This is a genomic window from Streptomyces sp. NPDC048606 (genome assembly GCF_040650855.1).
Taxonomy (GTDB): domain Bacteria; phylum Actinomycetota; class Actinomycetes; order Streptomycetales; family Streptomycetaceae; genus Streptomyces.
Genome location: NZ_JBEZIB010000006.1, coordinates 1 through 24,099 on the forward strand (window position 1 = coordinate 1; position 24,099 = coordinate 24,099).

The 24,099-nt window shown below is 71.4% G+C and carries 21 protein-coding genes and 2 tRNA genes; 8 read left to right on the forward strand and 15 right to left on the reverse strand.

Annotated features, from left to right (window positions below):
• Nucleotides 1-154: 154 nt before the first annotated feature.
• The 5 genes from clpX to AB0D01_RS08420 form a co-directional block, all read right to left on the reverse strand.
• Nucleotides 155-1,441: an ATP-dependent Clp protease ATP-binding subunit ClpX gene (gene clpX / locus AB0D01_RS08400; protein ID WP_030229634.1), complete on the reverse strand. Its 1,287-nt coding sequence runs from the start codon at nucleotides 1,439-1,441 to the stop codon at nucleotides 155-157.
• 154 nt (nucleotides 1,442-1,595) lie between these two features.
• The gene (locus AB0D01_RS08405; RefSeq protein WP_363054304.1) at nucleotides 1,596-2,264 is read right to left on the reverse strand and encodes an ATP-dependent Clp protease proteolytic subunit; all 669 of its coding nucleotides are present in this window, start codon (nucleotides 2,262-2,264) and stop codon (nucleotides 1,596-1,598) included.
• A gap of 55 nt (nucleotides 2,265-2,319) precedes the next feature.
• The gene (locus tag AB0D01_RS08410) at nucleotides 2,320-2,937 is read right to left on the reverse strand and encodes an ATP-dependent Clp protease proteolytic subunit (RefSeq protein ID WP_266391368.1); all 618 of its coding nucleotides are present in this window, start codon (nucleotides 2,935-2,937) and stop codon (nucleotides 2,320-2,322) included.
• Nucleotides 2,938-3,212: 275 nt separating this feature from the next.
• Nucleotides 3,213-4,607 (reverse strand): trigger factor, encoded by a 1,395-nt coding sequence (gene tig, locus AB0D01_RS08415; RefSeq protein ID WP_363054305.1) that lies wholly within the window; start codon nucleotides 4,605-4,607, stop codon nucleotides 3,213-3,215.
• A 179-nt stretch (nucleotides 4,608-4,786) separates the two neighbouring features.
• Nucleotides 4,787-4,863: transfer RNA gene (locus AB0D01_RS08420), tRNA-Pro, on the reverse strand.
• Nucleotides 4,864-5,041: 178 nt separating this feature from the next.
• Between AB0D01_RS08420 and AB0D01_RS08425 the strand changes: the two genes are divergently transcribed.
• Nucleotides 5,042-5,112 (forward strand) — tRNA-Gly (locus tag AB0D01_RS08425).
• Nucleotides 5,113-5,210: 98 nt separating this feature from the next.
• Here AB0D01_RS08425 and AB0D01_RS08430 read toward each other — a convergent pair.
• From AB0D01_RS08430 to AB0D01_RS08440, 3 genes are all read right to left on the reverse strand, one after another.
• Nucleotides 5,211-5,405, reverse strand: coding sequence for a hypothetical protein (locus tag AB0D01_RS08430; RefSeq protein ID WP_249766035.1), 195 nt, complete (start codon nucleotides 5,403-5,405; stop codon nucleotides 5,211-5,213).
• Between the two features lie 188 nt (nucleotides 5,406-5,593).
• Nucleotides 5,594-6,049, reverse strand: coding sequence for an HD domain-containing protein (locus AB0D01_RS08435; protein WP_363054307.1), 456 nt, complete (start codon nucleotides 6,047-6,049; stop codon nucleotides 5,594-5,596).
• Nucleotides 6,046-7,434 (reverse strand): pyridoxal-dependent decarboxylase, encoded by a 1,389-nt coding sequence (locus AB0D01_RS08440; protein WP_363054308.1) that lies wholly within the window; start codon nucleotides 7,432-7,434, stop codon nucleotides 6,046-6,048. The genes AB0D01_RS08435 and AB0D01_RS08440 overlap by 4 nt, the downstream gene beginning before the upstream one ends.
• A gap of 105 nt (nucleotides 7,435-7,539) precedes the next feature.
• On the opposite strand from AB0D01_RS08440, the gene AB0D01_RS08445 reads away from it, so the two are divergent.
• Nucleotides 7,540-8,193 (forward strand): DUF4232 domain-containing protein, encoded by a 654-nt coding sequence (locus AB0D01_RS08445; RefSeq protein WP_363054309.1) that lies wholly within the window; start codon nucleotides 7,540-7,542, stop codon nucleotides 8,191-8,193.
• 30 nt (nucleotides 8,194-8,223) lie between these two features.
• Here the strand turns inward: AB0D01_RS08445 and AB0D01_RS08450 are convergent, their stop codons facing one another.
• The gene (locus AB0D01_RS08450; protein ID WP_363054310.1) at nucleotides 8,224-9,009 is read right to left on the reverse strand and encodes an ABC transporter ATP-binding protein; all 786 of its coding nucleotides are present in this window, start codon (nucleotides 9,007-9,009) and stop codon (nucleotides 8,224-8,226) included.
• 119 nt (nucleotides 9,010-9,128) lie between these two features.
• A complete protein-coding gene (locus AB0D01_RS08455; protein ID WP_363054312.1) occupies nucleotides 9,129-10,271 on the reverse strand; it encodes a PP2C family protein-serine/threonine phosphatase in 1,143 nt (380 codons plus the stop codon).
• Nucleotides 10,272-10,388: 117 nt separating this feature from the next.
• Here AB0D01_RS08455 and AB0D01_RS08460 point away from each other — a divergent pair, with 117 nt between their 5' ends.
• Complete coding sequence (locus tag AB0D01_RS08460; protein WP_363054313.1) at nucleotides 10,389-11,624, forward strand: GNAT family N-acetyltransferase; 1,236 nt, start codon at nucleotides 10,389-10,391, stop codon at nucleotides 11,622-11,624.
• Between the two features lie 61 nt (nucleotides 11,625-11,685).
• Here AB0D01_RS08460 and AB0D01_RS08465 read toward each other — a convergent pair whose 3' ends face one another.
• Complete coding sequence (locus AB0D01_RS08465; RefSeq protein ID WP_363054314.1) at nucleotides 11,686-12,492, reverse strand: DNA-formamidopyrimidine glycosylase family protein; 807 nt, start codon at nucleotides 12,490-12,492, stop codon at nucleotides 11,686-11,688.
• A gap of 80 nt (nucleotides 12,493-12,572) precedes the next feature.
• Entirely contained in the window at nucleotides 12,573-13,058 is a 486-nt protein-coding gene (locus AB0D01_RS08470; RefSeq protein ID WP_363054315.1) for a ribose-5-phosphate isomerase, read from the reverse strand.
• 227 nt (nucleotides 13,059-13,285) lie between these two features.
• Here AB0D01_RS08470 and AB0D01_RS08475 point away from each other — a divergent pair, with 227 nt between their 5' ends.
• Nucleotides 13,286-14,728, forward strand: a complete 1,443-nt coding sequence (locus tag AB0D01_RS08475) for an amino acid permease (protein ID WP_363054316.1) — start codon at nucleotides 13,286-13,288, stop codon at nucleotides 14,726-14,728.
• Between the two features lie 96 nt (nucleotides 14,729-14,824).
• Here the strand turns inward: AB0D01_RS08475 and AB0D01_RS08480 are convergent, their stop codons facing one another.
• Complete coding sequence (locus AB0D01_RS08480; RefSeq protein WP_363054317.1) at nucleotides 14,825-15,409, reverse strand: biotin transporter BioY; 585 nt, start codon at nucleotides 15,407-15,409, stop codon at nucleotides 14,825-14,827.
• Between the two features lie 311 nt (nucleotides 15,410-15,720).
• Here AB0D01_RS08480 and AB0D01_RS08485 point away from each other — a divergent pair, with 311 nt between their 5' ends.
• Entirely contained in the window at nucleotides 15,721-17,127 is a 1,407-nt protein-coding gene (locus AB0D01_RS08485) for an amino acid permease (protein ID WP_363054318.1), read from the forward strand.
• A gap of 144 nt (nucleotides 17,128-17,271) precedes the next feature.
• Here AB0D01_RS08485 and AB0D01_RS08490 read toward each other — a convergent pair whose 3' ends face one another.
• Nucleotides 17,272-18,054 carry an SDR family oxidoreductase gene (locus AB0D01_RS08490; RefSeq protein ID WP_363054319.1) on the reverse strand — a complete coding sequence of 261 codons (783 nt, stop codon included), beginning with the start codon at nucleotides 18,052-18,054 and terminating at the stop codon, nucleotides 17,272-17,274.
• 191 nt (nucleotides 18,055-18,245) lie between these two features.
• On the opposite strand from AB0D01_RS08490, the gene AB0D01_RS08495 reads away from it, so the two are divergent.
• Nucleotides 18,246-19,685 carry an amino acid permease gene (locus AB0D01_RS08495; protein ID WP_363054320.1) on the forward strand — a complete coding sequence of 480 codons (1,440 nt, stop codon included), beginning with the start codon at nucleotides 18,246-18,248 and terminating at the stop codon, nucleotides 19,683-19,685.
• Nucleotides 19,686-19,903: 218 nt separating this feature from the next.
• On the forward strand, nucleotides 19,904-20,560 hold the full coding sequence (locus AB0D01_RS08500; protein ID WP_363054321.1) for a superoxide dismutase: 657 nt from the start codon (nucleotides 19,904-19,906) through the stop codon (nucleotides 20,558-20,560).
• Nucleotides 20,561-20,688: 128 nt separating this feature from the next.
• Here the strand turns inward: AB0D01_RS08500 and AB0D01_RS08505 are convergent, their stop codons facing one another.
• Complete coding sequence (locus AB0D01_RS08505; protein WP_363054322.1) at nucleotides 20,689-21,336, reverse strand: DsbA family protein; 648 nt, start codon at nucleotides 21,334-21,336, stop codon at nucleotides 20,689-20,691.
• Between the two features lie 124 nt (nucleotides 21,337-21,460).
• On the opposite strand from AB0D01_RS08505, the gene pepN reads away from it, so the two are divergent.
• A complete protein-coding gene (pepN, locus tag AB0D01_RS08510) occupies nucleotides 21,461-24,007 on the forward strand; it encodes an aminopeptidase N (protein WP_363054323.1) in 2,547 nt (848 codons plus the stop codon).
• Nucleotides 24,008-24,099 lie beyond the last annotated feature (92 nt).

Genomic DNA, 24,099 nt, shown 5'->3' on the forward strand with positions numbered 1-24,099 from the left:
CACTCGCTCCTCGCGCCGTTCGCTCTCCTGCCCCTACGCTCTCCCTCCGTCGTCGCCCCTCGGGCGGGTCTCTCAGGCCGGCACCACCGCCGGGGGCGCGCGCGCGGCCCCCGCCCCCCCGGCCGCCCCCCCCCCTCTCGTTTGCGTGCTCGGGTTACGCCGACTTCTCGTGCGGGCCCTGGTCCTTGGGGACGATGCGGGGGACGAGCGTCGGGTTGACGTTGGAGCGGACCACGTCGGCGGTGATGACCACGCGGGCCACGTCCTTGCGGGACGGGACCTCGTACATCACCGACATGAGGACCTCCTCCATGATGGCGCGCAGACCGCGCGCGCCCGTCTGGCGCAGGATCGCCTGGTCGGCGATGGCTTCGAGGGCCTCTCGCTCGAAGTCCAGCTCGACACCGTCGAGTTCGAACAGCCGCTGGTACTGCTTCACCAGCGCGTTGCGCGGCTCGACGAGGATCTGGAGCAGGGCCTCGCGGTCCAGGTTGTGCACCGAGGTCAGGACGGGGAGACGGCCGATGAACTCGGGGATCATCCCGAACTTCACCAGGTCCTCCGGCATGACCTCCTGGAACTGGTCGCTCGCCTCGATCTCGCGCTTCGAGCGGATCGTCGCCCCGAAGCCGATGCCCTTGGCGCCCGCGCGCGACTCGATGATCTTCTCCAGGCCGGCGAAGGCGCCGCCCACGATGAAGAGCACGTTCGTCGTGTCGATCTGGATGAACTCCTGGTGCGGGTGCTTGCGTCCGCCCTGCGGGGGCACCGACGCGGTCGTGCCCTCCAGGATCTTCAACAGGGCCTGCTGGACGCCCTCGCCGCTCACGTCGCGCGTGATCGACGGGTTCTCGCTCTTGCGGGCGACCTTGTCGATCTCGTCGATGTAGATGATCCCGGTCTCGGCCTTCTTGACGTCGTAGTCGGCCGCCTGGATCAGCTTGAGCAGGATGTTCTCGACGTCCTCGCCGACGTAGCCGGCCTCCGTCAGCGCCGTCGCGTCCGCGATGGCGAACGGGACGTTCAGCATGCGCGCCAGCGTCTGCGCGAGCAGGGTCTTGCCGGAGCCCGTCGGGCCCAGCAGCAGGATGTTGGACTTCGCGAGCTCGATCGCGTCGTCACGGCCCTGAGCGCCGCCGTTCTCGCCGGCCTGGACGCGCTTGTAGTGGTTGTAGACCGCCACGGAGAGCGCCTTCTTCGCCGGCTCCTGGCCGACGACGTAGCTCTCCAGGAACTCGTAGATCTCACGGGGCTTGGGGAGTTCCTCCCACCGGACCTCGGAGGTCTCCGCGAGTTCCTCTTCGATGATCTCGTTGCAGAGGTCGATGCACTCGTCGCAGATGTACACACCGGGTCCTGCGATGAGCTTCTTCACCTGCTTCTGGCTCTTCCCGCAGAACGAGCACTTGAGCAGGTCGCCGCCGTCACCGATGCGTGCCACGAGGTGCTTCCCCTTCGCCTGGGAGACGCCTGGTTCAGCGCTCCTGGTGCCTCATATCCGACGGTACCTTGCCGGGGGCCCCGTGCGGGGCCCCCTTGACGTGGTTCACATCGCCGAAATGCGACAGCGAGCCCACGCCGACTGGTGGCAAGGATCAGAGCGCGTTGCTCTTGCGGGTGGAGATGATCTGGTCGATCAGGCCGTACGCGAGCGCGTCCTCGGCCGTGAGGATCTTGTCGCGCTCGATGTCCTCGCGGATCTTCTCGATCGGCGTGGTCGAGTGCTTGGCCAGCATGCTCTCCAGCTGGTCGCGCATGCGCAGGATCTCGTTGGCCGCGATCTCCAGGTCGGAGAGCTGCTCGCGGCCGGTGCCGCCCGAGGGCTGGTGGATCAGCACGCGGGCGTTCGGCAGGGCCATGCGCTTGCCGGGGGTGCCGGCGGCCAGCAGGACGGCGGCCGCGGAGGCGGCCTGGCCCATGCAGACCGTCTGGACGTCCGGCTTCACGAACTGCATCGTGTCGTAGATGGCCGTCAGCGCGGTGAAGGAACCACCGGGGCTGTTGATGTAGATCGAGATGTCGCGGTCCGGGTCCATCGACTCCAGGCACAGCAGCTGCGCCATGACGTCGTTGGCCGAGGCGTCGTCGATCTGGACGCCGAGGAAGATCACGCGCTCCTCGAAGAGCTTCGCGTACGGGTCGTACTCGCGCACGCCCTGCGAGGTGCGCTCGACGAAGCGCGGGATCACGTAGCGGTTGTCCACCTGCGGGCCGGAGTAGAGGCCGCTCGCGGAGAAGTTGTTCTGCATCTGGGTGTTCACCATCCTGGTGGCGTTCTGCGGGCTGTCGGCTGCTGGGTAGCGGCGGTGGGTACCGGGATCAGGCCCCGGTGCCGCCGCCGCCCGGTGCGCTGGACGCGGCCGAGATGATCTCGTCGATGAGGCCGTAGTCCTTGGCCTCCTCGGCGGTGAACCAGCGGTCGCGGTCACCGTCGCGGATGATCGCCTCGACGGTCTGGCCCGAGTGGAACGCGGTGATCTCGGCCATCCGCTGCTTGGTGCGCAGCAGGTACTGGGCCTGGATCTTGATGTCCGACGCGGTGCCACCGATGCCGGCGGAGCCCTGGTGCATCAGGATGTCGGTGTTCGGCAGGGCGAAGCGCTTGCCCTTGGCGCCGCCGGTCAGCAGGAACTGCCCCATGGAGGCGGCCATGCCCATGCCGATGGTGACGACGTCGTTCGGGATGAACTGCATGGTGTCGTAGACGGCCATGCCGGCCGTCACGGAGCCACCGGGGCTGTTGATGTACAGGTAGATGTCCTTCTCCGGCTCGGCGGCCAGGAGGAGGAGCTGCGCCGTGATCTTGTTCGCGATGTCGTCGTCGACCTGCTGGCCGAGGAAGATGATGCGCTCGCCGAGCAGCCGGTTGTAGACATGGTCGCCGAGGCCGCCACCGATGGACGGCTCACCCGCGGCGTAAGGCTTCAGATTCGTCACGTATCCACCTGCTCGTCTCCGACGGCCACATGCCGTCTCAGCGTCTCGTTCTGGGGCGCGGACCCACCGATGGTGCGAAGCACTCCGGCTTCGGGTACTCCCGTGCCCTCGTATTCATGGACCCTAACGCGCAGGTAGGACAACGCCATCCCGCTTCCCGAACTGTTCGCTCGGAGCGCAAGCTCCACCCGCCCTCCGGCGGATGTGCGGAAGGGCCCGGACGCGGTCGCGTCCGGGCCCTCCGTGGCACTGCTCAGCGGGCTTCGCCCGGGGTGTTACTTGGCCTCGTCGGCCTTGGCCTCGGCGTCACCCTCGACGGCGGCCTCGACGACCTCGGCGGCCGTCTCGGTCTCGTCCTCGTCGTCGGAGAGGTCGATGACCTCACCGTTGGTGTCGACGACCTTGGCCTTCTCCACGACGACCGCGAGGGCCTTGCCGCGGGCGACCTCGCCGACGAGCATCGGGACCTGGCCACCCTCGACGACCGCCTGGGCGAACTGGTCGGGGGACATGCCGGAGGACTGCGCGCGACGCATGAGGTGCTCGGTGAGCTCCTCCTGGTTGACGCCCAGCTTCTCCTGGTTGACCAGCGCGTCGAGGACGAACTGGGTCTTGATGCCCTTGACGGCCTGCTCGGTGGTCTCGGCGTCGAACTCCTCGACCGTCTTGCCCTGGATCTCCAGGAACTTCGCCAGGTCCAGGCCCATCTGGCCGAGCTGGTGGTGCTCCAGGTTGTGCTTGCGGGTCTGGACCTCGTCCGCGAGGAGCTTCTCGGGGATCGGGACCTCGACGAGCTCCAGGAGCTTCTCCAGGACGCGCTCCTGGGCCTGGGTGGCCTGGTCGTACTGCTTCATGTTCTCGAGGCGCTTGCGGCTGTCGGCCTTCAGCTCGTCGAGGGTGTCGAACTCGCTCGCCATCTGGGCGAACTCGTCGTCCAGCTCCGGCAGCTCGCGGGCGGAGACCTTGGTGACCTTGACGGTGACCTCGGCGTCCTTGCCCTCGGCGGAGCCGCCCTTCAGCTGGGAGGTGAAGGTGGCCTCGCCACCGGCCTCCAGGCCCTTGACGGCCTCGTCGATGCCGTCGAGGAGCTCGCCCGAGCCGATGGTGTAGGAGACGTCGGAAGCGACGCCGTCCTCCAGCACCTCGCCGTCGACCTTGGCCTCCAGGTCGATGGTGACGACGTCACCGTCGGCGGCGGCGCGCTCGACATCCTTGGTGGACGCGAAGCGGCCGCGCAGCTGCTCGACGGACTTCTCGACGTCCTCGTCCGAGACCTCGACCGCGTCGACCTCGACCTCGATGCCGGAGTAGTCCGGGATCTCGATCTCGGGGCGGACGTCGACCTCGGCGGTGAAGGAGAGCAGCTCGCCGTCCTTCAGCTCCGTGATGTCGACCTCGGGCTGGCCCAGCGGGTTCAGGTCGGCCTCGTTGACCGCCTCGGTGTAGAACTTCGGGAGGGCGTCGTTGACGGCCTCCTCCAGCACCGCACCGCGGCCGAAGCGCTGGTCGATGACGCGCGCGGGGATCTTGCCCTTGCGGAAGCCCTTCACCGTGACCTGCTGGTTGATCTTCTTGTACGCCGCGTCGAGGCTGTCCTTGAGCTCCTCGAAGGGCACCTCAACAGTGAGCCGAACCCGAGTCGGGTTCAGGGTCTCCACGGCGCTCTTCACGGTTCGGTCTCCTTGTGGCTGACTGCTTGGGGTTCTGCCGCATCGCTGCGATTCAGCGGTTCGGCGGATTCGGCCCGGTCCATCAGACACACGGGCACGCAGCTTGCATAGTAACCGCAAGCGGCAATCAGCCCACAACGCGATCTTCGTGAGGGATCCCGTGAGGGGGTACTGCTGGATGGTCGGGGTGGCCGGATTCGAACCGACGACCTTCCGCTCCCAAAGCGGACGCGCTACCAAGCTGCGCCACACCCCGTCGGTGCGACACGTAGGGTACATGCCCGGAGACCCTCCGACGCCCCCGGTTTTCCGGGCGGGCGCGGGCGGCCGGCGCGCGGAGCCCGGCGCGGCACCGAAAGGGGTGTGCACTCCCCCGGCGCGACCCGCTAGGATGCTGTTCGTGCCGCGGTCCCCGGACCTGCGGCGCACGCGTTGCGGGTGTAGCTCAATGGTAGAGCCCTAGTCTTCCAAACTAGCTACGCGGGTTCGATTCCCGTCACCCGCTCTCGACGGCTCAGGGCCAGGTCGGAGGAATTCCTCCACCTGGCCCTGACGCGTTTCCCCGGCGCGTTCGCGGGGCCGCGCCGCCGGGTCGCCGGACCGCTAGAGCTTGATGCCGGCGATGGTGTCCGCGAGGGAGTTCAGGAAGCGGTTCACGTCCGGGGCGATGGAACTGGACGCCAGGAAGAACCCGAAGAGCACCGCGACGATGGCCGGGCCGGCCTTGATGTGCTTGCCGCGGATCAGGATCACCAGGATGATCGCCAACAGAACCACCACTGACAGCGAAATGGCCACTACTGATCACACCTTCGGTCGTCCCCTGGCCGGCCCGGGGCGTACGTCCGTGCGCATCCCCATACGCACCATCCTCCCACCAACACGCCCCCGCTATCCGTCTCGTGACGAATCACCGTCGTTTCGGGCACGTCAACGGCGCCTGAAATGGCCGCATTTCGGGCATGCGGGGCGGAGCGGGGGGCGGGTCAGGGGGCGGTGATCCCCAGGAGCGCGCGGACGTGGGCGTACTTCGCGGTCAGCCGCTCGCGGGTGGGGGCGTCGAGTACGGACAGCCGTACGGGGTCGGCGTTGTGCGCGAGGTCGGCCTCCTTGACCAGGACGGCGCCCGGGGTGGCGAGGATCCGGGCCGCGTAGGCCTCCAGCGGTTCTCCGGGGCGTTTGGTCAGGGCCCCGACCATCGCCTTGACCTCCTCGGGCAGGGCCGCCGCGGCCAGCCACCCGGGGGTCAGGGCCTCGTCCTCGATGGCGTCGTGCAGCCAGGCGGCGGCCTGCTGCCCGAGGCTGCCGCCGCGCAGCCGGACGCCTTCGGCGACGGCCGCGAGGTGCTCGGCGTAGGGCCGGCCGGCCTTGTCCGTCTGGCCCTCGTGCGCCGCGCGGGCGAGGGCCTCGACCTCGGTGAGGGTCAGGGGGTGGTCCGTCATTCGAGCTCCTTCGCCGCCGTACGCAGGGCTTCGGCGACCCGGTGCGCGTCCGCCCGCGTGGTGCGCCAGTTGGAGAACGCGGCCCGCAGCGCGGGGGTTCCCCCGTACACCGTAGGGGTCAGGAAGACCTCGGCCTCGACCGCCCGGCGCAGGGCGGCCAGGCGTTCGGCGGTGGGGGCCTCGGCGAGGGTGAAGCAGACGACGTTGAGGCGGACCGGGGCGAGCAGGCGCAGGGCGGGGTCGCGGTCGAGGGCGGCACCGAGCGCGCGGGCGCAGTCGACGTCCCGTTCGACGATCTCCCGGTGGCCCTCGCGGCCGTAGGCGCGCAGCGTGAACCAGGCGGCGAGGGCGCGCAGGCGGTGGGAGTTCTCGGGGGTGAGGTGGACCAGGTCGGGGTGGTCGCCGAGGGGGCCGAGGTAGGCGGCGGAGTTCTGGAAGACGCGGGCCTGGAGGTCGCGCCGGCGGGTGAACTGGACGGCGCTGTCGTAGGGGACGTTCAGCCACTTGTGCAGGTCGACGCAGAGGGAGTCGGAGGCGTCGAGGCCGGCGGCGAGGTGGGCGTGGGCCGGGGAGAGGGCGGCGAAGGCGCCGAAGGCGGCGTCGGTGTGGAGCCAGAAGTCGTGGCGCTCGCGCAGGGCGGCGAGGGCGGGCAGGTCGTCGAAGTCGACGGTGTTGACGGTGCCGGCGTTGGCGACGACGACGGCCGGGCCGGGCGTGTCGGCGAGCGCCCGGTCCAGGGCGGCGGGGTCGACGGCCTCGCGGCCGGGGAGGGTCGGGACGGGGACGAGGGCGGCGCGGCCGAGGCCGAGGACGGAGAGGGCCTTGGCGATGGAGGAGTGCGGGGCGCCGGACAGGACGCGGACGCGGCCGAGGGCGCCGACGCCGTCCTCGGCGACGCGGACCCCGAGGCGTTCGCCGAGCCATTCGCGGGCGATGGCGAGGCCGGTGGTGTTGGACATGGTGGCGCCGCTGACGAAGGTGCCGCTGTGGGCTTCGGAGAGGCCGAAGAGTTCGCGCAGCCAACCGACCGTCTCGCGTTCGAGGTCCTGGCCCGCGCCGTCGAGGGCGGAGTTGGAGTTCTGGTCGTGGGCGGCGGTCAGCCAGTCCCCCGCGAGGGCGGCGGGGGTGGCGCCGCCGGTGACGAAGCCGAGGTAGCGGGGACCGGCGGAGGCCGACAGGCGCGGGGCCCAGCGGGAGGCGAAGGCGGCGAGGGCCACCTCGGTGCCGACGCCGTGCTCGGGGAGCGGTTCGGGGTCCGGGAGCGGGGAGGCGGGCGGTACGACGGGGCGGGAGTCGAGGCCGGCGAGGGTGGCGCCGGCGGCGCGGCGGGTGGCGTCGAGGAGTTCGGGCAGGCGCGCGAGGTCGGCGGCGAGGGTGCGGTCCATGGCCGCACGGTAGGGGCGCGGCGGGGTCCGGGAACGGGCCAATCGCGTCGCAGTGGCCCGTTCGGCGTTCCAGGGCCTGTCGTCGACAGGCCCTAAGGTCTTCGGATGATCACAAGAGTACGGATGCGGGTGCGCGGGGGCGGCGCGGCGGCCGGGGGCCTGCTGCTGGCGGCGGCCCTGCTCGGATGCGGGACGACGGTGGCGCCCGGGGCCGCGGGCCCGGCGGGCGCGCCGGGGACGCCGGCGGCGGTGCCGAGCGGGGCCGTACGGGCCGACGGGCTGCCGACCGCGCCGACCGACACCCCGGCGACCCCCTCGGCGACGGCCTGCGAGGGAGGCGTGCGGTTGCTGGAGGGGCCGGGGAACGCGGCGATGGGGCTGCGGGTGGCCGACTTCCAGTTGATCAACTGCGGGAGCGGCGACTACGTGTTGAACGGGTACCCGGAGATCCGGCTGCTGGACGGGCAGGGGCGCCCCGTGGAGGTCCACGTGGGGCACGGCACGAACGGCGTGACGATCATGGACAACTTCGACGCACCGCCCCGGAAGGTGACGCTCCGACCGGGGCAGGCGGCGTCGGTGGGCCTGGTCTGGCGGAACACGGTCACGGAGGTGTCGACGCCGCCCGCCGAGGGACGGGTGCTGGAGCTGACCCCGAAGCCGGGCGCCCCGCGCCTGCGCCTGCCGCTCGCGAGCCCCGTGGACCTCGGCACCACCGGCCGGCTGGGTCTGAGCGCCTGGTCGGCGGTGTCCCGCTGAGCCCCGCCGCGCCGGGGCCGGGGCCGGGGCCTACGCCGTCGTGAGCGCGGTCATGCGGGAGGCGACGGCCAGGGCCGTGCTGCGCGGGATGCGGTCGGCGATGAGGCCGTCGGCGAGGAACAGCACCTGGTCGGCGTGGGCGGCGGCGGCCGGGTCGTGGGTGACCATGACGACGGTGGCGCCGAGGGAGTCGACGGCGTCCCGCAGCAGCCCGAGGACCTCGCCCGCGGTGGTGGTGTCGAGGGCGCCGGTGGGCTCGTCGGCGAAGACCACGTCGGGTCGGGTGACCAGGGCCCGGGCGATGGCGACCCGCTGCTGCTGACCGCCGGAGAGTTCGGCGGGGCGGCGCCGGCCCTTGCCGTCGAGGCCCACGCGGGCCAGCAGTTCGGCGACGCGGGCGCGGTCCTGGCGCCCGCCGCCGAGCCGCACGGGCAGCAGGACGTTCTGCTCGACGGTCAGCGAGGGCATCAGGTTGAAGGCCTGGAAGACGAAGCCGAGGCGGCTGCGGCGCAGCTCGGTGAGCTGGTTCTCGTTCATGCCGGTGAGTTCGGTGCCGCCCAGGCGCACGGAGCCCTCCGTGGGGAGGTCGAGTCCGGCGGCGCACTGGAGGAACGTGGACTTGCCGGAGCCGGAGGGGCCCATCACGGCGGTGAAGCTGCCGCGCGGGAGGGCGATGTCGATGCCGCGCAGGGCGTGGACGGCCGTGGCGCCGCGCCCGTAGACGCGTCGGACGCCGCGCAGTTCGACGGCGGGGGTGCCGTGGGGGTCCGTCGTGTGCTCGCCGTCCCGCTGTCGCCGCTCGCGCCGGAACCCCATGGTGTGCCGCCTTCCCTGCCGGAGCCGTTGTCGTGTGCGCATCCGACGCTACGGAGCCCCGGCGGCGCCGGCCATGGTGCGGACCGGCGGAGCGGGGTGGGGCAAACCCCACCCCGTGGTCAGGGGGAGCGGCGGATCAGGAGCAGGGCGCGGTCGTCGTTGACGTCCTTGGCCACCTTCTCGATGAGGTGCCAGGCGGCGCCCTCCCAGCCGGCGGCGACGTAGCGGTCGGCTTCGCCGGTGAGCCGGTCGATGCCCTCGCTGATCTCGCGGTCGGCGGTCTCGACGAGGCCGTCGGTGAAGAGCATCAGGACGTCGCCGCGCCGCAGGTTGCCGCGGGCGGGCTCGAACTCGGCGCCGTCGTAGACGCCGAGGAGGGGGCCCTCGCCGGAGACCTCCTGCCAGCGACCGGTGCCGGCGGAGAGCTGGAGGGCGGGGAGGTGACCGGCGGAGAGGAGTTCGTAGTCGCCGGTCTCCAGGTCGAGGACGAGGTGGATGGAGGTGGCGAAGCCCTCGTCCCAGTCCTGGCGCAGGAGGTAGCCGTTGGCGGCCGGCAGGAACCCGTGCGGGGGCAGGGCGCCGAGCAGGCCGCCGAAGGCCCCGGAGAGCAGCAGGGCGCGGGAGCCGGCTTCCATGCCCTTGCCGGAGACGTCGGTGAGGACGATCTCCAGGGTGCGGCCGCCGCCGGTGCGGGCGGCGACGACGAAGTCCCCGGAGAAGGACTGGCCGCCGGCGGGGCGCAGGGCCATCTCGCGGTGCCAGCCGCGCGGCAGGGCGGGGAGCTTGCTCTGGACGCGGATGCGTTCGCGGAGGTCGAAGAGCATGGTGCCGCCGCGCCGCCAGGGGACCCCGACGCGGCTGCGGAACTGGGCGATGACCAGCCCGAAGAAGCCGCAGGCGGCCACCACGAGCACGGTGCCGGGGGTGACCCGGGCGGGCCCTTGGGTGTACGGGCCGAGGACGAGGGCCTCGACGATCAGGGCGGTGGCGGAGGCGGCGTAGAGGGCGAGGAGGCTGGCGGGCCGCAGCAGCAGTCCGCCCGCCACGATGGGCAGGACCAGGGCCGACGGGGAGAACCAGACGGGCAGCATCAGGGTGCCGCAGGCGAGCGCGGGCACGGTCAGGAGCAGGCCGACGAAGGCGAGCCAGTCGGAGGCGTCGCCGCGGAAGTAGTCGACGGCGGATTTGCGCAGGGCGGTGCGGGCCCGGTGCGACATCATGCGCGCCCGGGCCGTGAGCGTCTCCACGCGTGCTCCGGCCATTGCTTCGGGACCCTATCCATCCAGGCTGTGTGCGCGCAGGGGTACCCCCGGACCTCGGGGTGTTCGGGGATCGAAAACCTTTCGACCGGGACGTATCGCCCTGGTAGGTATGACCTTATGGCTCTTGATACGCGTGTATTGCAGGGTGATGAGTGGGATGCCTGGTACGACCATCTGGAACTGGCGTTCGGTGGCGTGCCCGAGAGTCCCGAGGAGCGGGCGCTCTACCGGTCGCTGACCGAGCCGGAACGTTCGCTCGGCGTCTGGGACGGGGAGACCTGCGTCGGCTCGGCCGGCGCCTTCAGCTTCCGGCTCTCGGTACCGGGCGGGGCCCTGGTGCCGGCGGCGGGCGTGACGATGGTGGGGGTCGCCCCCACCCACCGCAGGCGGGGCGTGCTGACCTCGCTGATGCGGCGCCAGTTGGACGACGTCCGCGCGGGTGGCGAACCGCTCGCCGTGCTGACGGCCTCGGAGCCGGAGATCTACGGCCGCTTCGGGTACGGGATCGGCGCGTACGGGATGTCCTTCGACGTCGACACCACCCGCGTGCGGCTGTCCGTGCCGCCGGGCACGGACGCGGTGCGGATGCGGCTGGTGGACCCGCGCAAGTCGCTGGCCGACTGCGAGCGGGTCTACGCGGCGCTGCCGGCGACCCGGCCGGGCGTGCCGGCCCGGCAGCCGGGCTGGGAGCAGCAGGGGCTGCTGGACCCCGAGGGCAGTCGCGGCGGCGCGTCGCCGCTGAAGTGCGTGGTGGCGGAGGGCACGGACGGGGAGGTCGTCGGGTACGCCCGCTACCGGGTGAAGCCGGACTGGGAGCAGAGCGGTTCGGACGGCAAGGTCCTGGTGAGCGAGGTGAACGCGCTGGACCCGGTCTCGTACGCGGCCCTGTGGCGCTACCTCTTCGAGATCGACCTCACCTGGCACGTCCAGGCCTACGGGCGGCCCGTGGACGATCCGCTGCTGCACCTGGTCAGTGACGTCCGCCGGGCGGTGCCCCGCACGCGGGACGCGCTGCACGTGCGGCCGGTGGACCTGCCGGCGGCGCTCGCGGCGCGGTCCTACGCGGGCCCGCTGGACGTGGTGCTGGAGGTCGAGGACGCCTTCTGCCCGTGGAACACGGGCCGGTGGCACCTGGTCGCCGACGCCGACGGGACCGCGCGGTGCGAGCCGACGCGGGAGCGCGCGGAGCTGGAGCTCTCGGTGCGGGAACTGGGTTCGGCGTACCTGGGCGGGATCACCCTGGCCTCCCTCGGGGCGGCCGGCCGGGTGCGGGAGCTGCGGCCGGGCGCCCTGGCGCGGGCCTCGCGGGCCTTCGCCTGGGACGTGGCCCCCTGGCTGCCGCACGGGTTCTGACGGGCCCCTCCGCTGCCGGCGGTCCGCCGGCCGGTCCGGTCGGCGGTGCGCGCCGCGCGGGTCAGCGGTGCTGGCAGGCGGGGCACCAGAAGAGGTTGCGGGCGGCGAGATCGGCGGTGCGGATCTCGCCCCCGCAGAGGTGACAGGGCAGGTTCGCCCTGCGGTAGACGTACACCTCTCCGCCGTGGTCGTCCACCCTCGGCGGGCGTCCCATGGCCTCGGGGAGGTGCTCGTCGCGGACGGTGTCGATGCGGTTGTGGCGCACGCCCTCGCGCATCAGCGCCGCCAGGTCCGCCCACATGGCGTCCCATTCGGCGCGGGTGACGTCCCTGCCGGCCCGGTAGGGGTCGATGCCGTGCCGGAAGAGGACCTCGGCGCGGTAGACGTTGCCGATGCCGGAGACGACCTTCTGGTCCATGAGGAGGGCGGCGATGGTGGTGCGGGAGCGGGAGATCCGCTTCCAGGCGCGGTCGGGGTCGTCGGCCGGGCGCAGCGGGTCGGGGCCGAGCCGGTCGTGTATCGCCTTCTTCTCGCCCTCGCCGAGCAGGGCGCAGGCGGTGGGGCCGCGCAGGTCGGCGTAGTGGTCCTCGTTCAGCAGGCGCAGGCGGACGGTGTCCGCGGCCGGCGGGGCGGGGGCCGGTCCGAAGCCGAGCTTGCCGAAGAGGCCGAGGTGGATGTGGATCCAGGCGTCGCCCAGTTCCAGGAAGAGGTGCTTGCCGTGCGCCTCGGCGCTCTCCAGCGTGCGTCCGTCGAGCAGGGCGGCGCTGTCGGCGAAGCGGCCCTGGGGGCTGGTGACGCGTACGGCCCGTCCGACGAACCGCTCGGTGTGGTCCTGGGCGAGGCGGTGGATCGTATGCCCTTCGGGCACGGCGGCGCTCCTGGTCTGTGCACGACCGTGCCGCCGGACTCGGGTCCGGCGGCACGGGTGGTGGTCCTGCGGGCCGGGTGTCAGCCCTGCGGGTGGTGGGCCGGGATCGGGGGGAGCTCGCCGGTCGTCTCGTAGGCGGAGAGCATCTCGATGCGGCGCGTGTGGCGCTCCTCGTCGGAGTACGGCGTCGCCAGGAAGGCCTCGATGAAGGCGGTGGCCTCGTCCTGGGTGTGCATCCGGCCGCCGACCGAGATGACGTTGGCGTTGTTGTGCTCGCGGCCGAGCTTCGCGGTCTCCACGCTCCAGGCGAGGATGGCGCGCACGCCCTTGACCTTGTTCGCGGCGATCTGCTCCCCGTTGCCGGAGCCGCCGATCACGATGCCGAGGCTGTCGGCGTCCGCGGCGGTCTTCTCCGCGGCGCGCAGGCAGAACGGCGGGTAGTCGTCCACCGCGTCGTAGATGTGGGGCCCGCAGTCGACGGGCTCGTGGCCGTTGTTCTTGAGCCAGTCCACGAGGTGGTTCTTCAGCTCAAAGCCTGCATGGTCGGATCCGAGGTACACGCGCATGTTCCGAGTGTGTCACGAGCGGGCCGGACGGCTCGCGGCGGGTGTCGCGTAAATCACTTCTAAACCTCAAGTAAACCCAAAGAACGCAGACAGGGCGGGCCGGGACCTTGGTCCCGGACTTCGTGCCCGAGGCAACCATCGGAGGAGGGTCTTCCGTAAAGCGGGCGAATCAGGTTTGAATGCCGGGGCTCGCAACCCGAGCCCTCCCAGAACCTAAGGAATCGTCCATGAGCACCACGACGACCCTTCAGAAGGCAGGCGACCCCACCGGTGAACCCGGTTCCGCCCAGCCCTCCGACGGTCTGAAGGCCGGTCTCAAGAACCGCCACCTGTCCATGATCGCCATCGGCGGTGTCATCGGAGCCGGCCTCTTCGTCGGCTCCGGCGGCGGTATAGCCAAGACCGGCCCCGCCATCCTGATCTCGTACGCCCTCGTCGGCGCGATGGTCGTCTTCGTGATGCGGATGCTGGGCGAGATGGCCGCCGCCAGCCCGAACTCCGGCTCCTTCTCCGCCTACGCGGACCGGGCGCTCGGCCGCTGGGCCGGCTTCTCCATCGGCTGGCTGTACTGGTTCTTCTGGGTCGTCGTCCTGGCCGTGGAGGCCACCGCCGGCGCCGTCATCCTGGAGGGCTGGATCCCGGCCGTCCCGCAGTGGGCCTGGGCCCTGATCGTGATGGTGGTCCTGACGATCACCAACCTCGGCTCCGTGGCCTCCTACGGCGAGTTCGAGTTCTGGTTCGCGGGCATCAAGGTCGTCGCCATCGGCGCGTTCGTGGTCGTCGGCATGCTGGCCGTCTTCGGCCTCCTGCCGGGCTCGGACAACCCGGGCGCGGGCTTCGCACACCTGACCGACACCGGCGGCTTCATGCCGAACGGCGTCGGCTCCGTCCTCACCGGCGTGCTGATGGTCGTCTTCTCCTTCATGGGCAGCGAGATCGTCACGCTGGCCGCCGGCGAGTCCGAGGACCCGCGCCGCGCGGTCACCAAGGCCACCAACTCGGTGATCTGGCGCATCGGCGTCTTCTACCTCGGTTCGATCTTCGTCGTCCTGACGCTGCTGCCGTGGAACGACCCGTCGATCACCGAGAAGGGCTCCTACGTGGCCGCCCTCGACTCGATCGGCATCGCCAACGCCGGCCAGATCATGAACGTGATCGTCCTGACGGCCGTGCTGTCCTGCCTGAACTCGGGCCTCTACACCGCCTCGCGCATGGCGTTCTCGCTCGGCGAGCGCGGCGACGCCCCGAAGGCCTTCGCGAAGGTCAACAAGAAGGGCGTGCCGACGGCCGCGATCCTGGGCTCGGTCGTCTTCGGCTTCGCCGCCGTGTACTTCAACTACGCCTTCAAGGACACGGTCTTCAACTTCCTGCTGAACTCCTCGGGTGCCATCGCGCTCTTCGTGTGGCTGGTCATCTGCCTGACCCAGCTGCGCATGCGCGGGATCCTGATGCGCGAGGCCCCGGAGAAGGTCACCGTCAAGATGTGGCTCTTCCCCTACCTCACCTGGGCCACGGCCCTGATGATCACCGGTGTGCTCGTCTACATGCTCTTCGACGACGCCAACCGCGAGGTGGTCCTGCTGTCGGTGCTCGTGGCGGCCGTCACGGTGGCCATCGGCACCGTGCGCGACCTGCGACGCCGCAAGGCCTCGGCCGAGGTCTCCGCGTAGCACTCCCGCGGGACCCTGTGCGAGGGGCCCCGCAGGAACGCGAAAGCCCCGGACCACTCCGTCGTGGTCCGGGGCTTTCGTTCGGGCGGGGAGGCCTCAGCCCCGACGCCCGGCCAGCTTCCAGGCGGCCGGCAGGGCGCCCATGGCCAGCGCGGCCTTGAGCGCGTCACCGATCAGGAACGGGGTCAGGCCCGCCGCGACGGCGGCGCCCAGCGACATCCCGGTGGCGGCCATCAGGTAGGGCACGCCCACCGCGTAGATCACGGCCGAACCGAGCACCATCGTGCCCGCCGTGCGCAGCGCCGAGCGGTCGGCGCCGCGCCGCGCGAGCCCGCCGACGACGGTGGCGGCCAGCAGCATGCCGAGCACGTAGCCGAAGGACGCGCCGAAGGCGCCGGAGGTCCCGCCCGCGAACCAGGGCATGCCCGCCGCGCCGGCGGCGGCGTACAGGGCGAGCGCGAGGAAGCCGAGGCGGGCGCCGAAGGCGGTGCCGACCAGCAGGGCGGCGAAGGTCTGGCCGCTGACCGGGACGGGCGAGCCGGGGACCGGTACGGATATCTGCGCGGCCAGACCGGTCAGCGCGGCGCCGCCGACGACGAGCGCGATGTCGCGGACCCTGGTCGCGGGCAGCAGGTCGGCGAGGACGGCGCCGGGCCGGAAGGAGACGGAAGCAGTGCTCATCGGGGGCTCCGCGGGGTGGTGATCGACAGGACACCGCGAGGCTAGTGCGCGCCGCGGTCCGGCGCCGCCGGCGACGGGGACAAAGCCCGACTGCCCGGTTTGGTGGAGACCGCACAAAGAGCCGACCTCACACCCGAGTTGGCGTGATCCGTGTCACGGCCTATCTTCTACGACACGTCCTTTTTGCTCCTACAGCCGTCCTCCAGCCAGACTGTAGGTTCCCGCCAACCGTTGCCCATCCCCCGCCGACCCCTGGTGCGGCCCCACAGCCCCACAGCGCCGCTTGGCCGATCGAGAGTACGAGCATCCTCATGCGCGACCGCCTGCCCGAACCGCCCGACGTCGACACCGACCTGCCCCCGGAACCCCTGAGCCACAGCCTCAAGCAGCGCCACCTGACCATGCTGGGGCTCGGCGGCGTCATCGGCGCCGGGCTCTTCGTCGGCTCCGGCGCCGGCATCGGCATCGCCGGGCCGGCGATCATCTGCTCGTACCTGCTCGCGGGCGCGCTCGCGATGCTGGTGATGCGGGCGCTCGGCGAGATGTCGGCCGCGATGCCCGCCTCGGGCTCGTTCTCCGTCTACGCCGAGAAGGCGCTCGGCCGCTGGGCCGGCTTCTCGGCGGGCTGGCTGTACTGGTTCCTGCTGGTCGTGGTGCTCGCCGTGGAGGCCACCGGCGCCGCGAAGATCGCGAACGGCTGGCTGCCCTCGGTCGACCAGTGGGTCTGGGTGCTGATCTTCATGGTGGTCTTCACCGTCAGCAACCTCGCGGCCGTGAAGAACTTCGGCGAGTTCGAGTTCTGGTTCGCCGCCCTCAAGGTCGGCGCGATCGTGCTGTTCCTGATCCTGGGCACCCTGGCGATCTTCGGCCTGCTCCCCGACACGGACCCGGTCGGCATGGCCCACCTGACCGGTGACGGCGGCTTCTTCCCGGCCGGCTTCGGCGGGGTCGTCGCCGGCATGCTCGCCGTCATCTTCGCCTTCGGCGGCCTGGAGGTCGTCACCATCGCGGCGGCCGAGTCCGACGACCCGGCCCGCTCGGTGGCCCGCGCCGTGCGCAGCGCGGTGTGGCGCATCCTCTTCTTCTACGTCGGCTCGATGCTGGTCATCGTGACCCTGCTGCCGTGGGACTCGCTGGAGCCGGGCCAGAGCCCGTACGTGGCCGTCCTCGACTCCATCGGCATCCCCGCGGCCGGTCAGATCATGAACATCGTGGTGTTCGTGGCGCTGCTGTCGGCGCTGAACGCGAACCTCTACGGCTCCTCGCGCATGATCTTCTCGCTCGCCGAGCGGGGCGAGGCGCCGAGGGCCCTGCTGAAGGTCTCCGGCGGCGGGGTGCCGCGCCGGGCGGTGTTCGCCTCGGTGGCCTTCGGGTTCGTGTCGGTGGTCTTGAACCTGCTGTGGCCGGACACGGTCTTCCTCTACATGCTGAACGCGGTCGGCGCGGTGCTGCTGTTCGTGTGGGCGCTGATCGCCGTCTCGCAGCTGCGCCTGCGGCCGAAGCTGGAGCGGGACATGCCGGAGCGCCTGACGCTGCGGATGTGGCTGTTCCCCTACCTGACGTGGACGGCGCTGCTGGGGATGGCGGCGGTGCTGGTGCTGATGCTGTTCGACGACTCGGCGCGACCGCAGCTGCTGTGGTCCACGGGCGCGGCGGCGGCCGTGCTGCTGGTGGCGTGGGTGCGGGAGATCCGCGCCCGCAAGGCCGAGGCCGCCTGACCCCGGGTCCCGTACGCCTCCCTCCGTACGCCTCACCCCGCGACCCCCGCGCCACCCGACGGCGCGGGGGTCCCGCGCGTCCGGGCTCGGGTGCGGGCGCGGGCCGCGCGGCCGAGTGGTGTGCGGCCGAGTGGTGCGCGGCCGTCAGGTGCGCAGGTGGGAGGCGCCGTTGACGTCGAGGATCGCGCCCGAGCTCCACACGGCGCCGGGTGAGGCCAGGTAGAGCACGGCCGAGGCGATCTCCTCGGGCTCCGCGACCCGGCCGAAGGGGCTCTGGGCCCGGATGCCCGCCCCCTCGGCCCCCTCCAGTCGGCCGGCGACCCGTTCGGTGGCGACGAAGCCGGGGGCCACGGAGGCGACGGCGATCCCGTGCGGGGCCAGGGCCAGGGCGAGGGACTGGCCCAGTGCGTGGAGCGCGGCCTTGGTGGCCCCGTAGGCGGGGTGGTCCGGTTCGCCCCGGAAGGCCCCGCGCGAGCCGACGTTGACGATGCGGCCCGGGCGGCCCCCGTCGATCATGTGGCGGGCCACGCGGTGGCTGAGGTTCGCGGCGCCGAACAGGTTCACGTCGACGGTGCGCCGCCAGGCCTCCTGCCACCGCGCGTACGAGGTCGTGGCGGGCGGGTGCGCGACCATCACGGCCGCGTTGTTGACGAGCACGTCCACCCCGCCGAGCCGTTCCTCGGCCTCGTCGGCCAGGGCCTCCACCCGCGCGGGGTCGGCCAGGTCGGCCGCGAGCAGCACGTGCCCCTCCCCCTCCAGCGCGGCGAGGGTGGCCTCGGCGTCCGGGCCCGGCGCGGAGCAGTGCACCGCGACCCGGTCCCCCTGGCGCGCGAACGCCGCCGCGACCGCCCGGCCGATGCCCCGGGAGGCGCCGGTGACGAGCACGCCCCGGCCGGTGGAGCCCATGTCCCTGACGGTGTCGCCCATCGCCGTACCCCTCTCGCGCAAGGCCCGGCGCCTTCCGCCGGGCCCCCGCGAGCGTACGGACGCGATCACCATCCGTGAACCCGCAGTCCGGATAGCGGACAGAAAACGTCCGGTAATCGGACGGTCGGCAGACTGGGGCACCTCACCACGAGAACGCGCACGACCCCCGCACACCGGACAGGCCCCCTCCCATGAGCCAGAACAGCACCCTCGCTCCCCCCGAACGGCCGCAGGCCCCGCACCCCGCGGGCACCTCCCCCCTCGGCAACGGCCTCAAGCAGCGCCACCTCTCGATGATCGCCCTCGGCGGGGTCATCGGCGCGGGCCTCTTCGTCGGCTCGGGCGCCGGCATCGCGGCCGCCGGTCCCTCGATCGTGCTGGCGTACGCCGCCTCGGGGCTGCTGGTCATGTTCGTGATGCGGATGCTGGGCGAGATGTCCGCGGCCAACCCGGCCTCCGGCTCCTTCTCCGTCCACGCCGACCGGGCCATCGGCCCCTGGGCCGGCTTCACGGCGGGCTGGATGTTCTGGACCCTGCTGTGCGTGGGCGTGGCGATCGAGGCGATCGGCGCGGCGCACATCATGACGGGCTGGTTCCCCGGCACCCCGTCGTGGATGTGGGTGCTGGTCTTCATGGCCTTCTTCTGCGGCAGCAACCTGGCGGCCGTCTCCAACTTCGGCGAGTTCGAGTTCTGGTTCGCCGCCCTCAAGATCGGCGCCATCGCCCTCTTCCTGGGCCTGGGCACCCTGGCGGTCCTGGGCCTGCTGCCCGGCACCGCCTCCCCCGGCTCCGCGAACCTGCTGCACGACGGCGGCTTCCTGCCGAACGGGATCGACGGCCTGCTGGTCGGTCTGCTCGCGTCCGTCGTCGCGTACGGCGGCCTGGAGACGGTGACCATCGCCGCCGCCGAGTCCGCCGACCCGGTCAAGGGCGTGGCCAAGGCCGTGAAGACCACCATGTGGCGCATCGCGATCGTCTACGTCGGCTCGATGCTGGTCATCGTCACCCTGCTGCCGTGGAACGACCCGGCCGTCACCGGACAGGGCCCCTACGCGGCCACCCTGGACCACCTGGGCATCCCGGCCGCCGGCCAGATCATGAACGTGGTCATCCTGATCGCCCTGCTGTCCGCGATGAACGCCAACATCTACGGCTCCTCCCGCATGGCCTACTCGCTGGTCTCCCGGGGCCAGGGCCCCAAGGCGCTGGCCAAGGTCAGCGGCCGCGTGCCGCGCCGGGCCGTGCTCGCCTCCTCCGGCTTCGGCTTCGTCACCGTGCTCCTCTCCTACTGGTACCCGGACACCCTCTTCGCCTGGCTGCTGAACATGGTCGGCGGCGTCATCCTCATCGTCTGGGGCTTCATCGCCGTCTCCCAGTTCGTGCTGCGCCGCCGGCTGGAGCGCGAGGCCCCCGAGAGGCTCGTCGTGAAGATGTGGGGCTTCCCCTACCTGACGTGGGTCGCGCTGGCCGGAGTCGTCGGCGTGCTGGTCCTGATGGCGCTCGACGGGGACACCCGGGTGCAGGTGCTCTTCACCGGCGGCCTGACCGTGGCCCTCGCGGCCACCGGGTACGTGATGCAGCGTCGGGCGCAGACCCGCGCGGTGGAGGATCGGCCGTCGCCGGCCGGATAGAAACTTCCGTCCGGTGCGCCCCACACCCCGTCAGTACCGCACCGAACGGCAGGTCGGAGGCCGGGCCCATGCGATCGCATGGGCCCGGCCTCCGTCGTTCCGTAGGGAGCGACAAGAGAGGTGACCCTTACTCGTGGGCCGGAATAGATACTGCTAGCGTGCAGTTGCGCATTAATTGCAATTAGCGATTGGCACGCTGAGGGGACCGGAATACACGCATGGCCATCTACACGCTTCCTGAGCTTCCGTACGACTACGCGGCGCTGGAGCCGGTGATCAACCCGCAGATCATCGAGCTGCACCACGACAAGCACCACGCGGCCTACGTCACCGGCGCCAACAACACGCTGGAGCAGCTGGCTGAGGCCCGCGACAAGGAGAACTGGGGCGCTCTCAACGGCCTTGAGAAGAACCTCGCGTTCCACCTCTCCGGCCACATCCTGCACAGCATCTACTGGCACAACATGGCCAGCCCGAAGACCGGCGAGGGCGGCGGCGAGCCGACCGCGGCCGACGGTCTGGGCGACCTGGCCGACGCGATCACCGAGTCCTTCGGCTCCTTCGCGAAGTTCAAGAAGCAGCTGACCTTCGCGTCGTCCGCCACGCAGGGCTCCGGCTGGGGCGTGCTCGCCTACGAGCCGGTCAGCGGCCGTCTGGTCGTCGAGCAGGTCTACGACCACCAGGGCAACATCGGCGTGGCCAGCACCCCGATCCTGGTCTTCGACGCCTGGGAGCACGCCTTCTACCTTCAGTACAAGAACCAGAAGGTGGACTTCATCGAGGCCATGTGGAACGTCGTCAACTGGCAGGACGTGGCGAAGCGTTACACCGACGCCAAGGCGAACACCCCGCTGCTGATCCCCGTCAAGGGCTGATCTCCGGCTCGTCCACAAGCCCGTCCGCCTCGTGATCGTCTTCTCAACCTTCACCGGCGGGCGTGTACAGCGAAGGCCCCCCGCGAGGACGTGACTCGTGGGGGGCCTTCGTACGCGCCGGGTAGGGACTACTCGAAGCTGGGGCCCTTGTCGCGGGTCCGCTTGATCTCGAAGAAGCCGGGGGTGGAGGCGACCAGCAGGGTGCCGTCCCACAGGCGGGCGGCGTCCTCGCCGCGCGGGGTGGGCGTGACGACCGGGCCGAAGAAGGCCACGTCCTTGCCGTCCGAGCCGGGCACGGAGATCACCGGGGTGCCGACCTCCTGGCCGACGCGCTCGATGCCGTCGTTGTGGGAGGCGCGCAGCTCCGCGTCGAAGGTGTCGGTCGTACCGAACTTCGCCAGCTCCGCGGGCAGGCCGACCTCTTCCAGCGCCTCCACGATGACCTCGTGGGTGTTGCCGCGGCCCTCGTTGTGGATGCGGGTGCCGAGCGCGGTGTAGAGCTTGCCGGTGATCTCCTTGCCGTACTTCTGCTCGGCGGCGGTCACCACGCGTACGGGGATCCAGGCCTCGGGGCCCAGCAGCTTGCGGTAGGACTCCGGCAGCTCGTCGAGCTTGTTCTCGTTGAGCACGCCCAGGCTCATCACGTGCCAGCGCACCTCGATGTCGCGGAGCTTCTCGACCTCGAGCACCCAACGCGACGTCATCCAGGCCCAGGGGCAGAGCGGGTCGAACCAGAAGTCGACCGGGGTCTTCTCGCTCACCTGAGTGTCGGCCATGTCTCTCCTCGTGTCATAAGGCGTTGCTCGTCACCATCCCCATCGCCAACCAGACCGGGCCCGCCCGCATTCCCCCGTGGGAGGATTCGAACCGAAGAACGCGATCACGCACGAAGGAGTGCACGTGCCCGGTGAGAACCTTTCCCGCGAGGAGGCCCGCGAGCGGGCCGAGCTGCTGTCCGTCGACGGGTACGAGGTGGTGCTCGACCTGACGTCGGCGGTGGACGAGGCCGAACCGTCCGAGGGTCCCCGCACCTTCCGGTCGGTGACCACCGTCCGGTTCCGGGCCGCCGCCCCGGGCGCCTCCTCCTTCGCGGACCTCATCGCCCCCTCCGTGAACTCCGTCACCCTCAACGGCCGCGCCCTGGACCCGGCCGAGGTCTTCGACGGAGCGCGCATCGCCCTGGCCGACCTCGCGTCCGAGAACACGCTGGTGGTGGACGCGAACTGCGCCTACAGCCGCACCGGCGAGGGCATGCACCGCTTCGTCGACCCGGAGGACGGCGAGGTCTACCTCTACACCCAGTACGAGCCGGCGGACGCCCGCCGCGTGTACGCCAACTTCGAGCAGCCGGACCTGAAGGCCCCGTACCGCTTCGAGGTGACCGCGCCCGAGGGCTGGCAGGTGTGGAGCAACGGCGTCGAGGAGTCCCGCGAGGGGCTCACCCGCCGCTTCGCCGAGACCGCGCCGATCTCCACGTACATCACCTGCGTGGTCGCGGGGCCGTACCACTACGTGACGGACACCTACACGCGCGGGGACCTGACGATCCCGCTCGGCGCGATGTGCCGCAAGGGGCTCGCGAAGCACTTCGACGCCGACGAGGTGTTCCTCGTCACCAAGCAGGGCTTCGACCTCTTCCACGAGATCTTCGACTACCCCTACCCCTTCGGGAAGTACGACCAGGCCTTCGTGCCGGAGTACAACCTGGGCGCGATGGAGAACCCGGGGATGGTGACCTTCCGGGAGGAGTACATCTTCCGGGGCAAGGTGACGCAGGCCTCCTACGAGCGCCGGTGCAACACGATCCTGCACGAGATGGCCCACATGTGGTTCGGCGACCTGGTCACCATGAAGTGGTGGGACGACCTGTGGCTGAAGGAGTCCTTCGCGGACTTCATGGGCTCCTTCGGGCTGGCCGAGGCCACCCGCTTCGACCAGGCCTGGGTGACCTTCGCCAACAACCGCAAGGCCTGGGCCTACCGGGCCGACCAGCTGCCCTCCACCCACCCGATCACGGCCGACATCCGTGACCTGGAGGACGCCAAGCTGAACTTCGACGGGATCACCTACGCCAAGGGCGCGGCGGTCCTCAAGCAGCTCGTCGCCTACGTGGGCCGGGAGGCCTTCCTGGAGGGCGCCCGCCGCTACTTCAAGGCGCACGCCTACGGGAACACCACCCTCCAGGACCTGCTGTCGGTGCTCGCGGAGGTCTCCGGGCGGGACATGGCGCAGTGGTCGCGGGCCTGGCTCCAGACGGCCGGGGTGAACACGCTGACCCCGGTGGCGACCTACGACGCCGCCGGTCGCCTGACCGAGCTGGCGGTCCTCCAGGAGGGCGACGAACTGCGCCCGCACCGGGTGGCGGTCGGCCTCTACCGGCTGGAGGCGGACGGGACGCTGGTGCGCTACGCGCGGGCCGAGACGGACGTGGCCGGGGCCCGGACGGTGGTGGCGGAGCTGGCCGGACTGGACCGTCCCGACCTGATCCTGGTCAACGACGACGACCTCACGTACTGCAAGATCCGCTTCGACGAGGGCTCCCTGGACACGCTCCGGGCCCACCTGGGCGACCTGACCGACCCGCTGGCGCGGGCGCTGTGCTGGTCGGCGCTGTGGAACCTGACGCGGGACGCGCTGATGCCGGCGCGGGACTTCCTGTCGCTGGTGCTGGCGCACGCGGGCCGGGAGAGCGACGTCGGCGTGCTCCAGATGCTGCACGCGCAGGCGCTGACGGCGGTCACGCACTACGCGGCGCCCGAGCGGCGCGAGCGCGGCGGGCGGGAGCTCGCGGCGGGCGCGCTGCACGAACTGCGGCTGGCCGAGCCCGGCTCGGAGCACCAGCTGACCTGGGCGCGCTTCTTCGCGGCGAGCGCCTCCTCCGAGGGGGACTTCCAGCTGCTGCTGGGGCTGTTGGACGGTTCGGCGCGCATCGACGGGCTGGACGTCGACCAGGAGCTGCGGTGGGACTTCCTGCTGCCGCTGGCGGCGCACGGCGCCGTGGACGAGGCCGCGATCGAGGCCGAACTGGCGCGCGACGACACGGCTTCGGGCAAGCGGCACCAGGTGCGGTGCCTGGCGGCCCGGCCCTCGGCGGCGGTCAAGGACCAGGCCTGGGCGGCGGTCGTCGAGTCGGACGCGCTGTCGAACGCGCTGGTCGAGGCGACCATCGCCGGGATGCAGCAGCCCTCGCGCCGGGACCTGCTGACCGGGTTCACCGACCGCTACTTCGAGGTGATCGAGGGGATCTGGGCACGGCGCTCGATCCAGATCGGCATGCACGTGGTGAAGGGGCTCTACCCCTCGCTCCAGGACTCCGCGGCCACGCTGGAGGCGACGGACGCCTGGCTCGCGGCGCACGCGGACGCGGCGCCGGCGCTGCGGCGGCTGGTCCTGGAGTCCCGCGACGACCTGGCCCGCGCGCTGCGCGCCCAGTCCCGCGACGCCTGACGACGCGCACCGGCCCCCGCCCCCACCCCGCACCGGGGCGGGGGCGGGGGCCGTCCCGTGCCGCGCCCGAGGTGGTGGGGCCCGGAGGTGCG

Excerpts from the sequence above, each read along its gene's own strand:
- AB0D01_RS08495 (WP_363054320.1), top strand. The coding sequence starts at position 18,246 with ATGAGCCAGAACAGCACCCTCGCTCCCCCCGAACGGCCGCAGGCCCCG.
- AB0D01_RS08470 (WP_363054315.1), bottom strand. The coding sequence starts at position 13,058 with ATGCGCGTGTACCTCGGATCCGACCATGCAGGCTTTGAGCTGAAGAAC.
- AB0D01_RS08500 (WP_363054321.1), top strand. The coding sequence starts at position 19,904 with ATGGCCATCTACACGCTTCCTGAGCTTCCGTACGACTACGCGGCGCTG.
- AB0D01_RS08460 (WP_363054313.1), top strand. The coding sequence starts at position 10,389 with ATGGCTCTTGATACGCGTGTATTGCAGGGTGATGAGTGGGATGCCTGG.
- AB0D01_RS08445 (WP_363054309.1), top strand. The coding sequence starts at position 7,540 with ATGATCACAAGAGTACGGATGCGGGTGCGCGGGGGCGGCGCGGCGGCC.
- AB0D01_RS08490 (WP_363054319.1), bottom strand. The coding sequence starts at position 18,054 with ATGGGCGACACCGTCAGGGACATGGGCTCCACCGGCCGGGGCGTGCTC.
- AB0D01_RS08440 (WP_363054308.1), bottom strand. The coding sequence starts at position 7,434 with ATGGACCGCACCCTCGCCGCCGACCTCGCGCGCCTGCCCGAACTCCTC.
- AB0D01_RS08455 (WP_363054312.1), bottom strand. The coding sequence starts at position 10,271 with ATGGCCGGAGCACGCGTGGAGACGCTCACGGCCCGGGCGCGCATGATG.
- AB0D01_RS08480 (WP_363054317.1), bottom strand. The coding sequence starts at position 15,409 with ATGAGCACTGCTTCCGTCTCCTTCCGGCCCGGCGCCGTCCTCGCCGAC.
- AB0D01_RS08505 (WP_363054322.1), bottom strand. The coding sequence starts at position 21,336 with ATGGCCGACACTCAGGTGAGCGAGAAGACCCCGGTCGACTTCTGGTTC.
- AB0D01_RS08450 (WP_363054310.1), bottom strand. The coding sequence starts at position 9,009 with ATGGGGTTCCGGCGCGAGCGGCGACAGCGGGACGGCGAGCACACGACG.
- AB0D01_RS08475 (WP_363054316.1), top strand. The coding sequence starts at position 13,286 with ATGAGCACCACGACGACCCTTCAGAAGGCAGGCGACCCCACCGGTGAA.
- AB0D01_RS08405 (WP_363054304.1), bottom strand. The coding sequence starts at position 2,264 with ATGGTGAACACCCAGATGCAGAACAACTTCTCCGCGAGCGGCCTCTAC.
- AB0D01_RS08485 (WP_363054318.1), top strand. The coding sequence starts at position 15,721 with ATGCGCGACCGCCTGCCCGAACCGCCCGACGTCGACACCGACCTGCCC.
- AB0D01_RS08435 (WP_363054307.1), bottom strand. The coding sequence starts at position 6,049 with ATGACGGACCACCCCCTGACCCTCACCGAGGTCGAGGCCCTCGCCCGC.